12 protein-coding genes are annotated in these 17,401 nt (G+C 40.1%); 8 read left to right on the top strand and 4 right to left on the bottom strand.

All coding sequences use genetic code 11. The annotated features are described in order from the left end of the window. Positions 1-48 precede the first annotated feature (48 nt). Positions 49-3,087, top strand: coding sequence for a TonB-dependent receptor plug domain-containing protein (locus GARC_RS03745; protein WP_007616885.1), 3,039 nt, complete (start codon positions 49-51; stop codon positions 3,085-3,087). Positions 3,088-3,206: 119 nt separating this feature from the next. Beyond that, positions 3,207-4,316 carry a metallophosphoesterase gene (locus tag GARC_RS03740; protein ID WP_007616883.1) on the top strand — a complete coding sequence of 370 codons (1,110 nt, stop codon included), beginning with the start codon at positions 3,207-3,209 and terminating at the stop codon, positions 4,314-4,316. Positions 4,317-4,809: 493 nt separating this feature from the next. On the opposite strand, the gene GARC_RS03735 is transcribed toward GARC_RS03740, so the two are convergent. The 4 genes from GARC_RS03735 to GARC_RS25830 form a co-directional block, all read right to left on the bottom strand. After that, positions 4,810-5,220, bottom strand: a complete 411-nt coding sequence (locus GARC_RS03735; protein WP_007616881.1) for an ArsR/SmtB family transcription factor — start codon at positions 5,218-5,220, stop codon at positions 4,810-4,812. Then, positions 5,210-5,521, bottom strand: a complete 312-nt coding sequence (locus GARC_RS03730; protein ID WP_007616879.1) for a hypothetical protein — start codon at positions 5,519-5,521, stop codon at positions 5,210-5,212. The genes GARC_RS03735 and GARC_RS03730 overlap by 11 nt, the downstream gene beginning before the upstream one ends. A gap of 80 nt (positions 5,522-5,601) precedes the next feature. Then, positions 5,602-6,585, bottom strand: coding sequence for a permease (locus GARC_RS03725; RefSeq protein ID WP_007616878.1), 984 nt, complete (start codon positions 6,583-6,585; stop codon positions 5,602-5,604). A gap of 345 nt (positions 6,586-6,930) precedes the next feature. Then, positions 6,931-8,010: a winged helix-turn-helix domain-containing protein gene (locus GARC_RS25830; RefSeq protein ID WP_007616877.1), complete on the bottom strand. Its 1,080-nt coding sequence runs from the start codon at positions 8,008-8,010 to the stop codon at positions 6,931-6,933. Positions 8,011-8,251: 241 nt separating this feature from the next. On the opposite strand from GARC_RS25830, the gene GARC_RS03715 reads away from it, so the two are divergent. From GARC_RS03715 to GARC_RS03690, 6 genes are all read left to right on the top strand, one after another. Beyond that, positions 8,252-8,899, top strand: a complete 648-nt coding sequence (locus GARC_RS03715) for a hypothetical protein (RefSeq protein WP_153810858.1) — start codon at positions 8,252-8,254, stop codon at positions 8,897-8,899. After that, complete coding sequence (locus GARC_RS03710) at positions 8,899-12,393, top strand: putative Ig domain-containing protein (protein ID WP_007616875.1); 3,495 nt, start codon at positions 8,899-8,901, stop codon at positions 12,391-12,393. The genes GARC_RS03715 and GARC_RS03710 overlap by 1 nt, the downstream gene beginning before the upstream one ends. A gap of 406 nt (positions 12,394-12,799) precedes the next feature. Next, positions 12,800-13,759 (top strand): aldo/keto reductase, encoded by a 960-nt coding sequence (locus GARC_RS03705; protein ID WP_007616874.1) that lies wholly within the window; start codon positions 12,800-12,802, stop codon positions 13,757-13,759. Positions 13,760-13,769: 10 nt separating this feature from the next. After that, positions 13,770-14,753 (top strand): TauD/TfdA family dioxygenase, encoded by a 984-nt coding sequence (locus GARC_RS03700; RefSeq protein ID WP_007616873.1) that lies wholly within the window; start codon positions 13,770-13,772, stop codon positions 14,751-14,753. A gap of 53 nt (positions 14,754-14,806) precedes the next feature. After that, entirely contained in the window at positions 14,807-15,784 is a 978-nt protein-coding gene (locus tag GARC_RS03695) for a YeiH family protein (RefSeq protein ID WP_007616872.1), read from the top strand. Positions 15,785-16,047: 263 nt separating this feature from the next. Next, complete coding sequence (locus GARC_RS03690) at positions 16,048-17,283, top strand: NAD-binding protein (protein WP_007616871.1); 1,236 nt, start codon at positions 16,048-16,050, stop codon at positions 17,281-17,283. Positions 17,284-17,401: the final 118 nt, after the last annotated feature.

The following is a 17,401-nucleotide window of genomic DNA, read 5'->3' as shown; positions in this document are numbered from 1 at the left end:
AATGTCAAATATATACATAATAATATGACAATTAATTTAAGGGTTCACATGAATAAAAAATTAATCACTTTAGCCGTTCAAGCGGCGATAGCGGGAAGCGCGTTATTATCAATTTTACCTACCTTTGCCCAAGAAATAGATCAAGTAGAAAAACAAATTGTCTCAAGTAAAAATACACCAGAAAAAAAGGTTAAGGAAATTGATGAAAAAATCACGGTAACTGGTTCTCGTCTACGTAGAGATAATTTTAATGTGTCAACACCTTTGGTGACGTTAGATAAAGATGATATTGAAGATTCTGGCCTTGGGGAGCTCACAGAAATTTTAGTTGATGGAATACCTTCATTATCATTTTCTACCAGCAATACCAGTAGTCAAAGCTCGGCATCAAGTACAGGTATTACAACCGTTCAATTAAGAAATTTAGGCTCAAATAGAACACTTACGTTAATAGATGGTCGCCGTGTTGTTTCTAACTCAAAAAGTGGTAATGCTGTCAGTTTAAGTACCATCCCTGCAGGTATGGTTGCGCGCACTGAAGTCATTACTGGAGGTAATTCTGCGACCTATGGTGCAGATGCGGTAGCGGGCGTTGTTAATATCATTACGCAAACAGATAAAGAAGGCTTTAGTTTTAAGGCTCGAGGAGGGGAAAGTACTGACGGTGAAGCGCGGGAATTTACTTTAGATGTAAATTACGGAACGAGCTTTGCGAATAATAAAGGGTATTTATATTTCAGTACCAATTGGGATCGACAGTTTGGTCTTAGGCAAGAAGATCGAAGTCGTGCTTCTATTGAAGCTGATAATGGTTACGACAATGATTTAATGTGTAATACCATATCGACAGCTGAAGGGGATGTTTGTCTGCGCGATACTACGCAAGACCAATGGCGCTCTCGTAGTGATGGTACCTTTGGCGGTGTGTTTCTTGAAAGTAGTAACTTCGATACTCAGTATTGGTATGACGGCACAACATTAAAAGATGATTGGAAAGGAAATGAAGAACTTTATGGTATAGATTCTGATCAGTTCGTCATGCTAAAAGTCCCAAGCGATCGTTTCTCTACTGCATTGAAAGTAGACTTTGATCTTACAGATGATGTGATGTTTTATTCGCAAATTCAAGTCAGTGGTAACTTTACAGATAATCTTAAAACACCAGAAGATTCATATGAAGGTGAAGAAGCAACATTTACTGATAGGGTTACTGGTGAGCCAGGAGTGGTTGAAGCGGGTTATATCCCAATTAATAATCCTTATGTACCAGACGTTATTCGTGAAACCGCTAGTCAATATAAAGATCGTATTTATTGGGATCGTCGTTTTGCTGAAGTGGGGCCAGTAATAACTGAAAATGAACGTATTACGGTTCGTACTTGGGCTGGATTACAAGGAACAATGTTCGATAATTCTTGGGATTGGGATGTGTCTGTAAATTATGGCCGATATCGTCAAGACCAACTGCGTAAAAATGAAATTGATGTTTTTAATTTAATCAATGCTTTAGATGCAGGTTATGCAGAGGATGGAATAACTATTCAATGTAATGATGCCGATGCTCGTGCTACAGGCTGTGTCCCCATTAATTTATTTGGTGAAGGTTCTGTCACTGCTGAAGCCGCAAATTATATTCGCGCAAATGCAAGACTAAAAACCATTAATGAACTGATTACCTTTAGTGGCTATATGACGGGGGATTTATTTGAACTGCCAGCAGGTTCTGTTCCCGTAGTATTTGGTTTTGAATACCGTATAGATAAACAAGAAGCCAAAACAAGTGATGAGTTTACCTATGGCGGTATAACGGCAAACTTAATTCCATCATTTAAAGGACAAATTAAGGTAGCTGAATTATTTGGAGAAGCATCATTTCCTTTAATTAGAGACGCATCTTTTGCAAAACATGTGTCAATAGAAACTTCTGGACGCGTTTCCCAATACGACCTTAACAATATCGACATAGTCGGCAGTTATAAATTAGGCTTTTTGTGGCAAGTAGTAGATGGCCTAAATATAAGAGGGAATTGGGCAATAGCACAACGAGCACCAAGTGTTGGTGATATATTTGAGCCTCTTGCCGGAGATTTTGATTCGTTTGATGATTTATGTGATGAAGTTACTGCTACATCAACGGATCTTGGCCACGATAATTGTCGATTAATTCCTGAAATTGCAGCAGAAATAAATACAGATCCCTCGTTTGAATTTGAGTCTGAGGGCAATAACTATTCACCTGGTGCAGGCAATCCAGACTTAGAAGAAGAAAAAGGCAAGACAACAACACTTGGTTTTACTTATCAGCCTGCCTATCTTGAAGGCTTCCAAATAGCTATTGATTATTTTGATATTACGATTGATGACGCTATATCAGCATTTTCAAATGAACGTATTCTAGAAGAATGTTACGCGACGGATATCGTATTAGGAGATGAAAATGAGTTTTGTGATGTTATAACTCGTAATAGTGAAGGTCAGTTAACACAAGTTATTCAACGTAGTTATAATATCGACGAGGTGAGTACACGTGGTATTGATTATGCCTTAGCCTATCGTCATGATCTTAATAATTATGGTCGTTTAAAATTCAAAATGGATTGGACACATCTTCTAGAATATTCTAATACGTCAACAGGTAATGAAGGTAAAATTAAAACTGACTTAGTAGGATTTGATGATATTTTCGAAAACTCTGCATCTGCTTCGTTAACTTGGTCTTATGAAGATTTGAGAATTAGTTGGCGAACAAAATATTTAAGTTCGATTACTGATGATAGAGAACTTCAAATCGAATGGGAAGAAGACATAGTAGACAATGCTGAACGCTGTAGTAATGGCGATGAGGATTGTATAGCCAACCCAGAATCTTTAGCTTTTCAACATTTCCCTTCATATTTCAGACATGACATTTCTGCGTCTTATGAAGTGGGGATGGATAATGATATGGAGGTTAAATTTTCTGGTGGTATCAAGAATATATTTAATGATAACGGTGATTTTTACGTAACCAGTAGAGGTAATTATAAATCAGAATATGGTGGAGGTGTTGGGCGATTTTTCCACTTAGCTGTTGAAGTAACCTTCTAAGTTAAATTACATATTTAAAATTTTGATCCACAAGGATGTGGTCATATTTCCTCTTGTCTATTTTAAAAACCATACTTAGTTAACAACGTTGAGTTGGTCTTTTTTAATTAAGGTCTTTTATGTTTAGCCGAAACCTCTATTTTGCATTGATAGTGCTGTTATTATTCATTTTTTCAGCATCTATATATGCTGAAAATCAATCTCTAACCACCTTGCACACTTTGAATGATGGTCCTCATGTTTTTGTTAGTAATGAAAAAATGGATGCGTATTGGGTGTGTAAGGGCCAAGTTGTCAGCCTGACATTACCTAGGGTAACACTGCCATTTTTGACTGAAGCTTGTGACATGTCAGCTCAACTGCATGAGACGATGAGTGCAGAAACTAAAATATTGGAATACAAAGGTGATTTTACCGTCGCGGCATTAAGTGACTTTCACGGCCAGTATGACTTAATGCTAGAGTTGCTTAAAAATAATCATATTATTGATAGCGATAAACATTGGGCTTTTGGCAATGGACATTTTGTTATTACAGGGGATATATTTGACCGAGGCACAAAAGTTACTGAAATCTTATGGTTTTTATATGATCTGGAACGTCAAGCTGAGTTGGCGGGAGGGAAAATACATTTAACACTAGGTAATCATGAAGTGATGATACTAAATGGTAATTTTAAATATTTAGCGCCAAAGTACAAAGACGTTGCAAAAAAGCTGAACAGACCATATGAAACATTATTTAGTAAGGATAGTGTTCTAGGTAACTGGCTACGAAGCAAACCGGTATTAGTAAAAGTAAATGATATGCTGTTTGCTCATGGTGGTTTTCACCCGAAGTTAGCTAAAGATAATCTGAGCATTGAAGAGATTAACCATATATTCAAAGCTAATTTAGTTGAAGTAGAATTAGGGACTCCACGTGAAGGGTTGGGGAAATACCTACACAAAACCGACGGACCTATCTGGTACCGAGGATATTTTGCAAAAGAAAGAAAAAAAGACAATGGTGCAACATTAAGTGAAATAAACTTACTACTAGAACACTTTGATGTTAAGCATATTATTGTTGGACACACCTCACAAAAGCAAATTGAAACACGTTTCGGCGGAAAAATTATTGCTATCGATTCAAGTATTAAAAATGGAAAATATGGTGAAATTTTATTCATCGATAAAGAGAAAAAGTGGCGTGGTAGTCTGACAGGAGAGAAACTTAAATTAGATTAATGATGCTCAAAAATAGTGAAGACACAGTAAGGTTTTCGCCTTTGAATCGTGCATGGGAACACGGGCTAGCGCATATTTTTTCTGTCTTCATATTTGAGACTATTTAGGGAAAGTTCCCACGCATTGAGCTTATCCTAAAACTGTCTGGTTGGAAGCCACCTATAACCCCAAATATGATGGAAAAGACAACGTTATTAAAATAATAATGTTTGCCTCCAATATAACCTCCAGAATTGAAAAAACAAGGCGGTTTCAGACGCTGCTGGAGTTGCTTATTTAACGGAAAAAGAAACCGTGCAAATAGGAAAGAGCTTTGCGGTCGTTGCCAATGAAGTAAGAGATTTAGCCGTCATGACAACCCAATCAACCAATGAAATCGGGGCTGCGGTGACTGAAAATTAGGGACTAATACAATACATTACTAAGCAAAATTCATCGGCTTTGACACTATCGATTGCTAAGGTTTTAGAACTTGGCATAGGTCACTAAAATATCATGTGTTTGTCGAGGAGCTAGTAAATTGACTGAGCCACTCATCGCTATTGGGCCCAACAACACATTGATTGTTTACTCTCATGGCTAAGCGTTTGATACAACGATCAGACACCTCGGCAAAACCACTTTCAGGAAGTGCGCGCACCGATTCAACTATGGCACACCAATGTGGCAATGTTTGTTGCGCTAGAGTGTAGTAAACCCACTTACCACTTTTTTCTTGAGTCAGTAGCCCTGCTTTATAGAGTATTTTTAAATTGCGAGACACATTATATTGTGTCTCTTGAGTTACATCCATAGCTTCAGCTAAGGTGACGCGTTGATCAACATGTATTAATAACCAAAATAAGCGTAGCCTGTGGGGTTCGGCCAGAGCCTTTAACGCATCAATGTACTGTTCATTGTTCATCAGTTGTTATTCTTTTCTTAAGGCTGAGCCACATTATAAACACACCAATTAAGAAAACTATACTTGAGTGGCTTGCATGAAAAACCAAAGTTGATGAGTCAGCCCCAGTAAACAAAGCAAACCAGAAAAAAGGACAAAAAATTCCTAACAACGCAATATTACGGCCCATTTTTGTTTGATCTGATAATTTACCCCCTCTAATCAAGATATAAAGTACTTTATATATATGACTATAAGCGCAGTATTTACTTAGTCGAGTGAGTATATTTGTTATCACTTTGATAAATCGTGAACCTAACATTCATCCTCCATGTTATTACTTAACAATAAAACATAGTCAAAAGTCATTTCCGATAACAATCAGAAATGACTAAATTCCTTTTAAATGACATATTGAAATAACAGCCCACCCACTATGGCGGTTGCTAATATAATAGAAACAAAGGCCACAACAGCTTTAGGTTTAAGCACTGCAGATACCAGAGCAATCTCCGGAAGGCTAGCGCCTGTTCCGCCAATAATAAGTGCCATCGCGGGGCCCATGCCCATGCCTTTGGCAATCAATACATTAAGCAGAGGAATGGCCATTTCGATACGTAAATACAATGGCACACCAATTACTGCAGCAATGACAATAGAAAATATATTATCGCCACCGACATATTTTTCGACGAGCTCGGCAGATAAGTAAGCTGCCGATAAACCGCTTATCAAAGCCCCAAGCAAAACATAAGGCATAATTTTTTTGAAAAGAGCCATAGCAAAACGTAATGCATTCTCGGTTTTTGTGGGCTGGGGCATTTCTATGTTCGCCTCTGTTGTTGAGGCTGCGTTGCTATTTATACTGCCACATGTTTGCACCGGTTTAGCATCACACTGTGTTGCCTGAGCGGCAGAACAACTAGGCGGAGTTTTATTGGTTTCTAACTCATCGCCACGTTTTATTTCGTGCCGCCAAGGTGTTTTAGTAATAAGCCAACCACCTATGATAGCTGCCAAAAACGTAATCAATAAATAGCTTGCCGTTACTTTAAAACCAAATGTGGCATACACCATGGCAAGCACAATAAAATTACACAATGGAGCTGAAATCAAAAAGCTCATAACTGTACCAAGGGATACCCCCATGGTGGCCATACCCATAGTAACAGGCACAACAGAAGCGCTACAAAAAGGCGTTAACATGCCAAAGAAAGCACCTAATAATGGGCCCCATTTTTCATGTTTAGTGAGTTTTTTTTGCAGTTTTTCTTGAGGAATGTACTCCCGCATAAACCCCGTTAAAACAGAAACCACAGCAATAACGATGGCTAGTGCTCCCCCAACGTGAATAAATTCACTTAGTGCGATCGTTAGTTTATCCATATCGACTTTAGCGCCTTCTTAAAAAGTAAATGAGAGGCGCAATATATGATCACTAGCACAATTGTGCAAGTATGATATTGTTTGATTTTGAGGATGAATTTCAATAAGTGTTTTAGAATACTTTTCAGCGATTGCGAAAACATCTAAAAGGAAAATTGAGTGATAAATTCGAGATCCATAAATTTCATGACCGCGTAGGGTCAATGGCGTGTAACATTAACGAGCATCGATACCGTTGTGCCGTTATCCCCTTTTGATGTTAGTGAGGAACCAGTATTTTATTAGGGATAGTTTGCTGTAAAATTGTGATTATTCAGTGATACTCTGTTGTGCGTTATTCATCAATTATAAAAGTCCACGATCCCGTAGCCACTTTGTGATTTGTTTATCCAATTCACTTGGATAAGGAACACCATCTTCCACCCCAACATACAGCAGGCACATATCGCTGCGAGGAATAAATACGTTGTGGTATTTACTCACCCAGAATGCCAAATGTTTATGTAAAACGTCCATTAAAGGAAATTCGCTCATCAATTGCGGATTGTTATCGATAAGTTTTAGCATAGTGGTATTTGCAGAAAATAATGTTCCCGTGGTGATCCCTCTAATTTGAGCAAACACAAATTGCTCTTCTTTATTCATCAGTGGATAATATTTAGCAAAGAATTTTTCGAACTGCTGTGTCCGTTCTATGGACAAACGTCGAGTGATCATAGCAACTAATTCATTGCGACGTTTAGCCTGAATCACAAAAGAGCTATAAGACAATTTCTGCTGTTTGTGCAAGGCTAATAACTGATTTTCTAGATTTTGCTGCTGCCACTTTGTGTAAGCAATAAGTAACCCAGCAACCACAACAAAAATAGCGAAGCCCGACCAAAGCAAATGTTTGCGGGCAGATTTTGGTGAGGGGATGGGGGATACATCCTCAGTGCTTTTTTCATTAAGCTTGATGATTGACAATGGTTGTGGAGTCAACAGTTCATCTTCTTCAGTTATAGGTTGTCGCTTAAGGTTTAAGCTGGGATTGGAGTGGATCTGTGATCCCTCTTGATTTTTTAGGCCCGGTTCAAAATTATTTTGTCTGTTTGCATGAATGGCGGTTACATTTGTGAGTTGCGGATAAACCAGTTGATAACCTTTTCGGGGAACGGTTTGCAAATATTGACTGGAATTACCGACTTCGGACAAGGCCTTTCTGATTTTGGAAATGGCCGTATTGATAACATCATCACTCACTTCCTGATTCGTCCATACCTGGCGCAGTATCTCTTCTCTGGATACAACTTCACCTTTAGCTTGTAATAACACCAACAAAACATCCATATTTTTAGGTTCAATATGAACATTACCATCAGGGCCGGCAACAGTGCCAACCTGTGGATTTATGCGGTACTCAGCAAAAGTAATCATTGATGGCATATATAAAACCATTGTCTCTGGAGCGAATATAAATTTTTTGTCTGAAAATTGAACAATACTCTAACAGTTCTATTAAAACAGGTTCATCAAAATTAGCAAATATGAATAAAATTAGATAAAAAAGCTCATAAAATCAATTTGTTATAGGTCTTAAGATTTTCCTCAGGTTTTCTTTAGAACTTGTCCCATGCAATTTGCTATTTCTAGTTCTGCCACTCAATCACAGAAGCAGGATATGGATATGAAATTTTTAAACCGCGTTTTAAACAACAAACTATTTATTAATTTTTGTTTGTTAATTGCACTTGGACAAGCTCACGCCACTGTCATCTCGTTGGAAACATCAACAATGTCGCCAGTGAATGGCGACAACTTTGTTATTGAACTTTGGATCAGGGAATTGGGCAATGAACCCCTGAGTAACTTCGACTTTGATATTGCCTTTGATGAAAGCCTGGTGCAACTCGGCGACGTTACTTTTGGCCCACTGTTGGGTGATGGTATTGATTCATTTCAGGACAGTATTCTCTCTACCAACAGTATCAATTTAGCCGAATGGTCACTGCTATCAGGTAGTGAATTGGACAGCTTGCAAAATGACATTGCTGGTCGTCTGGACTTTATGCTGGTCAGTCTTACTTTTGCTGCTATTGCGGAAGGGGTGGCGTCATTTGCACTGAGTTTTGACCCTATCAATGGTGGCTTGTTCGACGCCAATGCCGACAGTATAAGTTTTACGATCCCTACAGCCCAACTAGCAATGAATATTCAACCCAAACTGGCCAGCCAGGTTTCGGAACCAAACACACTAGGTCTGTTTGCCAGTTTGTTGTGTATTGTTTTGGCCGTGCGAAGTCAGGGGCGTTCACAATCTTGGAGTAGATCATAATGAAACTGACTCACTTCAAGGCAGTTATCTATCTAAGCTTGTTTTTTTCAGCCTTTCAAAGTTATGCCACTACTTGCGATGTAGATAATGATGACGACATTGATCGGTTGGATATCAATTTAATATTTCAAGCCAGAGGGCAATCAGCATCTGGCATTGATGACCCCATGGATGCTAACAGCGATGGGGTTATCAATGCACGTGACGGACGAAGCTGTACCTTACAATGTACCCTCTCGCGTTGCGCCATAGTTACACCTGCACCACCTGCAGCAACTCTTAATTTACTGATTTTGGACGCTGAGGGCGGTGTTGTTCCAGAAGCGTTTGCTACAGTGGTGTCCAGTGGTGAAACACTATCAGCCGATGACGATAATCTAATTGAAATTAGCGGACTTCCTGCATCTCAAACATCCACAATTCGTTTTTCCGCACCTGGCTACACCAATCAGGTGAAAAATATCAACTTAGGTCCGAAGGGCTCGACCAGCGACTACCGTATTAGTTTGTTAAAGCGCCAACCAGCTAAACGGGTATTGGCAGAAAATGCCCAATCACTAGTGGGTTATGATGGCGCTAAAGTGACCTTTGATGGCGGTGCTTTCGTAGATAAAAACGGCGAGCCAGTGAGCGGCCAAATAGACGTTTACATGAGCCCAGTGGATGTAAGCCGTGGCAGTATGAGAAATGCCTTTCCGGGTTCATACGCTGGCATAGCCGAAGGTGAAACTGATGCGGAAATACTGATCAGCTTTGGTGCGACAGAATATTTGTTTATGCAAAACGGACAGGAGCTTCAGTTAGCTCTGGGTAGTACTGCCATCATTGAGCTGCCAGTTTACGCCACTGTTCTTCCTGATGGTGAAACCATGGCCGTTGGTGATGAAATTCCACTGTGGTATTTAAATGAATCTAACGGTATTTGGCAACAGGAAGGTTATGGAATTGTGGTGGCATCCAATCTTTCCACTACAGGTCTAGCATTGCGTGGTGAAGTAGCACATTTTTCATGGTGGAATGCCGACGATATTCCGGGCAGGACCGGAACCAATAATTCCACTCCCTCCATATTTAGGGTCAACGTTAGTGTGATACTGGATAATGACGCCCTTAATGATGAGACTACCTTTGCTATTGTTACTGGTCAAAGTCGCAGTGTTGCCCAAAGTGCAACATTGCAGGTTGATTTAAATACCACAACTCAGTTGTTGGCTCCCAAAGGAGAAACCTGCTTTGAGGCACAGGTATATTTAGTTGATGATGGCAGTACCGAGTTGCTAGGTGCGGCTGAGCCTAAGTGTGTGACTTTGAATACCAGCCAAGACGATTTTAAACTGGTTGAGTTAGTAATAGATCCCGATGTGCTTTTTTGGGGCATACTGACCTTACCAGCCTGCAGTATTGTCGACCAGACCTTTGGCCCAGCAGGAGCCACTGCAGTAAAAGGGCGCAAGCCGTTTAGTTATTATGCAGTAGCCTCGCCCAACTTGCGTTTACCTTTTGGTTTATCAATAAATGAAAATAATGGGGTGATCAGCGGCATTCCAACTGAAACCGGGACATTTAGGGTAGGCGCCATCATTAAAGATGGCGACGACGACAGCCACCTACTTGAAGTGGGTCCTATTTATATCAACGAGCCACTACTTTTGGTAAACGATATTCCTAATGAGGCTAATTTAGATGAATTTTACTCCACTGACATTATTGAAATCAGTGGAGGATGCCCACCTTATCGCTACAAACTAGCTGAAGGTGAATTGCCAGATGGTGTCATATTGAATCGCTTAACAGGGCAGATATCCGGTGTTCCTCAGGCACCAGCACAAGGTAGTTTTAAACTTGAGGTGATCGACAGTGTTGCCAATCGTTTAGAATCTGAGCTGGTAACTATTGCGTTTGGCACACCGGCCTTGTTAGCCGTTGAGGTGGATCCCTTGCAACCCAATGTATTTTGGTCAAGCTCAGTACTTGCGCTGTTCACTAACCTAGGCGGCCCAATTGATGACTTAACGGTTGCCAATTTACCTTCTTGGTTAAGTTTTAACTCAGTCACCAAGGGACTCAGTGGCACACCTGTACAAAGCGGTGTCGTTGCATTTGACATTCAAGCATCCAACGCAGCAGGTTCATCTAGTATCACTGTCACCTTGAGTATCACGGGTAGCATCTTAGCGCCGCAAAACATTGTTACCACAGTAATAGGCCAGGTACTCAAGGTTAACTGGGATAGTGTTAACGCCGCTACCGGCTATATAGTATCCGTACGAGACAAATTGACTGGTCAGCTTGCGTCTGAAACTGAAGTGTCTCAGTCCACGGCCTGGATAACTGGTTTGGAGCACAACAGTAACTATGAAGTCACAGTAGTGACTGTTGCCGGCAGTGCACAAAGCACGGCAAGTACAGCCACTTCAGTAAGGGTAAATGAAAATGTGCCTGAACTGACAATTGAGCCCGCCAACAATTATAATATTCAATATAGCCCACCAGTGGATTTTGTTTATCGGCCACAAACGGATGAACTGCTGATTGCTGGCAGTGGAATTGTGTCTATCCCCTTGTCTGATCCAAGCACTTATACCTATGTAGTAGGGGATGACGATATTAGTTCTGTAAGCAGTTTATTTTTAAATAAGTCACAGGGAATAAGCTATTCGGCATTCTCGTCTGATGCGTTTCGCTATCGGATATATCAACAACAAACATTTGCCGTAGCAGCCAGTTTAGTCAAGCAGCTAAACACTATTGTTGGCTGGCCAACAGTGGCTCAGAGTCATAATGACAATATTACGCTCAGCTACAACAGCCGAATAAACTCTGAGGCAATTTTGCAGGTTTCAAGTATTGCACCTGATGGTAGCGAGATACCTAGGATGAGCAGTGATGAGTTAGTCAGGGAGGATGTGGATGGTGATATTTTCTACCGACAAGAGTTGTATCAGGGAAGGGAAATTGCCGCCTTTGCAGGTTCTTCCATAGTGGCTGTCCCTGTTCGTACTCAGGACCAGAATATTAATATTGGCCAAAGTTTGTATTTGATCGATGAAAATCAAACTGATCCCCTTGTCGCCCCAGATTTATTCCCGTTACAAAACTGTAGCCCATCTTTTGACTATATCGCAGACAAGGTTGTGGTGGGTGATATTCGTGATGTTTATCAGTCGGATAAAAGTGGTGAGTTACTAGCCTTTATTAAACATGACCCAACGAGTATCGGCGGCCTTATGCGTTTAAATATTAATAGTAAAGAATGCAGTATGCTCAGCGGCATAGATGCTTTAGGTGATGTTTTTGGAGCAGGAGAGTCATTTGTGCTGCAAAATTCTCTGGCTTCGGAAATCACTATACTGAATGAACAATATATATTGCTTATTGAAGGTGTGTATGGCGATTATCCCAAGCAAAACTTCACTGTGTGGATGATAGACCGCCACAACGGCAACCGTAGTCAACTGCTCCAGCTACTGTATGAATTTGCTGGGACCGATTGACTACACAGTCGGACAGAAAACTAAGTTTGTAATCTATAATATAAAAAGGGCTAAATCGTAGCCCTTTTTATTGCCTGCAATTGGGTAACAATTACACTAGCTTAGCAATTTAAAAAGTTAACAATAAATCGAGCTCAGATTGATAAACAGTGTCTTTACTTGAAGTTTCCGAAACCCTTGATCATAAATTTCTGCAGTAATAGCCAGTTATTGGGAGCAAGTTCAGCTAAGGTAGGCGCAATAATAGCGATACTGAACGCTATTATTGCGAGTTTAAGTTACTTAACCTCCCCCAAAAAGAATTTTATCTCTTCAGCACATTTGACAAAGTTTAAGCATTCACTTAACTTATGTCTTATATAAGACATATAAAATAAATTTACGCTTTTAAAATTGGAAACAATAAATGTCAAATAATCATAAAAAGATGCCCAAAGTTGGCTTTGGTCTTTGGAAAATATCTCAGGATATCTGTGCAGATGCAGTGTATAACGCCATTAAAGCAGGATATCGTCATCTAGACAGTGCTTGCGATTACGGCAACGAGGTGCAAGTAGGTGAGGGCATTAAACGGGCGATTGATGATGGTCTGTGTACTCGTGAAGATTTGTGGGTGACATCTAAGTTATGGAACACCTATCATGCTAAAGAACATGTTAAGCCTGCGTTAGAAAAGACTTTGGCCGATTTGCAATTGGATTATGTTGATTTGTATTTGATTCATTTTCCTATTGCGCAGCCTTTTGTAGATTTTGATGATCGTTACCCACCAGAATGGATCACCGATCCAGCTGTTGGAAAAATGGAATTAGCGCCAGTGCCTTTGTTCGAAACATGGCAAGGAATGGAAGATATCTACCGACAAGGCCTAGCCAAGCAGATTGGCGTTTGTAACTACAACACTGGTTTGTTGCATGACTTGATGTCTTACGCCCAGATTAAACCTTCGGTACTACAAGTCGAATCCCATCCTTATTTAACTCAAGAACGTTTGATGCGATTAGCCAAGCAGTATGGTATTGAGGTGACCGCTTTCTCACCCCTAGGCGCTTTATCTTACTTAGAACTGGATATGGCTGGAGCTGCAGAATCTGTGTTAGAGCAGGCTGTGGTAAAACAAGCAGCGCAACGATTAGGTAAAACCGCCGCACAAGTTGTGTTGCGTTGGGGCGTACAACGTGGAAATGCCATTATTCCAAAAACATCTCGACCAGAGCGTTTAATTGAAAATTTAAGTATTTTTGATTTTGAATTAACTCCTGAAGAAATGCATGGAATTTCAGCGCTTAACAGCAATAGGCGATTTAATGATCCGGGTAACTTCTGTGAGGCTGCCTTTGATACTTTCCACCCTATTTACGATTAGAGGCCGGTCTATGCAAGTTATTAATTATGTAGAAGTACCCCATCAATTGCACTGTGGTGATTCAGTTTTTCCTAGTGTAATAGTCAACGATGGTTCTTTGACTACGCAACAAGAATGCGCAGATTGGGTTAAATCAAAATTGCCCGAACTTGAAGCTAAGTTAAAGGATACCGGGGCTATTTTGTTCCGTGGCTTTCCGGTGGATTCGGCTGAGACTTTTGATGAATTTTCGAATTCTTTTGGGTATCCGAATTTCACTTATAAAGAATCATTGTCGAATGCCGTAAGGATCAATTTTACCGAAAGAGTGTTTACTGCTAATGAAGCACCCAAAGATGTGGAAATATTCCTGCATCATGAAATGGCGCAAACACCTATATCACCAAGTAAATTGTTTTTCTTTTGCAAAAGTGCAGCTGAGCAAGGAGGTGAAACACCTTTATGTCGTTCAGACTTGTTATTTGCAGATTTAACAAAACAAATGCCAGAGTTGGCTGCTGATTTTATTAGTAAGGGTCTCAAATACACCACTCAAATGCCTGCAGAAGATGATTCTAACTCAGGACAAGGCCGTAGTTGGAAGAGCACCTTAAGTGTACAAAACGCTGCTCAAGCCGAACAAAAACTGGGTGAGTTAGGTTATAGCTGGGAATGGCTTGCTGATGGTAGCTTACGGGCTACTACACCTGTGTTACCTGCTGTGATCGACATGGGAAATGAGAAAAAAGTATTTTACAATCAACTAATTGCTGCATTTATGGGCTGGAAAGGTGTACGTGAAAACCCATCTAGTGCCATTACCTTTGGGGATGGTACTGCTATCCCGATTGCAGGTTTACAGCTGGCAGTGAAATTATCTGAAAAATACACTTTTGATTTGCCTTGGCAGGACGGCGATGTTGCTTTGGTAGATAATTATTTGGCTATGCATGGCAGACGTCCATATTCTGGTGAGCGCAAGCGCCAAGTGTTGGTGGCTTTAGCCATCGACTAATCGAGTACTGACAATTTTTCTGTCTTTTTATAACGACCATTTAGGCCAATACATTGCATATAAAAACTAAGCTGCCGGGTGTTTTAATTTCTGTCATTGTTGGTCTAGCCGCACTGTTCTTAAGTGAACACTATGGCGCACCTGCTATGTTATTTGCCTTGTTGTTAGGCATTGCTATGTCGTTTTTGTATGAAGGTACAACATGCAAAGAGGGCATTGAATTTACCGCTTGTCATATTTTGCGAATAGGTGTGGGATTATTAGGGTTACGTATTGCCTTTGGTGATTTGGCGGCACTAGGCTGGCAAACTGCGTTATTGTTAATAGTGGCTATTGCTAGCACTATTGGTCTGGGGATTGTGTTAGCCAAAGCCCTTGGCTTAAAAAAACGTTTTGGTGTGTTAACTGGAGGCGCGGTAGGTATATGTGGTGCTTCTGCGGCTATGGCTATAGCGGCTGTGTTACCCGATAGTAAAGATAAAGATCGCGATACTTTACTGACTATTGTTGTGGTTACTGCATTGTCCACAGTGGCTATGGTGTTGTATCCAATAATAGCGGAACTACTTAATTTGAGTCCTACTCACATTAGTATCTTTTTAGGTGGCACTATCCATGATGTGGCGCAGGTAGTTGGAGCTGGGTATTCAGTATCAGAGCAAACTGGTGATTTGGCCACAGTGACTAAGTTAGTTAGGGTAGCGTTTTTAATGCCTGTAGTGGTATGTATATTACTAGTGTTGAGGATGAATCTAGATAAAACTACAGATGCAAAACCGCCAGGTATTCCAGCCTTTTTAATTGCCTTTGTGGTGTTAATGACCATTAACAGCTTAGTGGATTTACCTGAGGTGGTGACTGAAGGTGCTACAGATATTTCACGCTTTGCCTTAGTGATATCAATTGCGGCTATTGGTATGAAATCAAATTTGGGGCAACTGCTTCAAGTAGGGTTAAAACCTATTTTACTCTTAGTGTTAGAAACGCTGTGGATAGCTGGACTGATACTATTAAGTTTACCCTATATTTAGGCGTCACTGTTTAGTACTAATCCCTATAAAAACTCTTTAAGCACGGCGCCTGCTCAAGGCGCGAGAATCCAACAACAGTAAACTCCAATAAGTTAGCTATTCATAGTAAGTTGCTTAAATCCTGTCCTTCAATAAAAACTTAGTTATTTGATGCCCGTTATAAAGAAGTAAAATCCTTACTATTCACTACCTTATGATGTCAGGCACTGCTAAAGTGGGTCTGTTTTCTAGTGAATGCTTTTCGATTCTCAAAGGTGGGTGGTATGTCTTTTCTTACAGTAAAACTTAGTTGGCGATGGTCCGCTGCTGTTGTACTTTTTCTGTGTGCTTTTTTCGCTTTGATGATGGGTGTGTCGCTATCAGAGCGGCCAAATGTTCAAACTGCGGATATGCTGACGAAAGCCTATTACAGTTTAGGTTTATTTGTCATGGGTGGCCTGGATTTAGGCACCCCTATTGATGGTCCTTTAGGGGCAAGATTGTTGTTGTGGTTGAGCTATTTCGGCTCGCCTATATTAGCGGCATCTACCATTATTGAAGCGGTGATTAAAACCATCTCCCCATACAAATGGCACTTTCGGAGGATCAGTAATCATATAGTTGTCTCAGGATCAAACGAGTTAACTATTACCTACTTAAAACAACTAAGGTTAGTACAACCCAAGATCCCAATACTCATTATTTGTGATGAAATTTCAGCTATACGAGAAGAAGAATTAAAACGCCGTTATCACGCCATAGTGATCACCGGTGATATTACCCATAGTTATTTTTTATCTAAATTATTCCTACATAAGGCCAAAAAGGTGTTGTTGCTCGGCCGAGATAATTTCCAAAATTATGAAGCTGCTCACAAAATTTTACAGATACAACCTTCATTGCAAGGCAAAATTATTATTCACTGCAATAGTATTCGCTTTATGCGTTCCATGGCCGATTCTTCGGTGGCTAAACAATGTATTAATTTTAATGCGTACCAATTGGCGGCTTCGGCTTTAGTGCAGCAACATTTGATTTCGCATTTTGTGCAAACTGTACCTAAGGATGTGGTGGTGATTGCCGGGTTTGGTTTATTTGGTCAAACAATTCTGGAAGAACTACAACACTATACACAAAAAGAAATTGATACTATTGCGATTATTGGTATTGATGCCAAACGTCGTATTCAAGTAGTGGATGAGCAACGGCAACTAACTGATTTTTGTAAAAGAGAAATCTTCGAGGGCAATATTTCTCATCCAGAAGTGTGGCAACAATTGCGTTCCAAAGTGGACTTAGCTAACACTCAACCCATAATAATTTTATGCACAGATTCAGTAGAAGATAACTTTAGAACCTCCCTGTGGCTCAAAAATAAATATCCGGATTCAATGATAATTGCTCGCAGTTATTTACCATCAAAATTTGCTGAAAATGTCAGCGAACAATACAATATTTTGAATGTGAGTATTAATCAGTTAGTCAAAGATAATTTACCCACCGAGTGGATGACGCCTTAGATAACCTTGTTTTATTCCAAGCCAATAAAAACCTGCAATGATTAGCTAATAGTAATAGTACTGATCAGTATCAATATTAAAATCCTCCATAGGCGTATGTTTAATATCTAACCTAAAT

Source organism: Paraglaciecola arctica BSs20135 (genome assembly GCF_000314995.1).
GTDB classification, from domain to species: domain Bacteria; phylum Pseudomonadota; class Gammaproteobacteria; order Enterobacterales; family Alteromonadaceae; genus Paraglaciecola; species Paraglaciecola arctica.
This window is presented reverse-complemented; position numbering and strand designations above follow the sequence as displayed.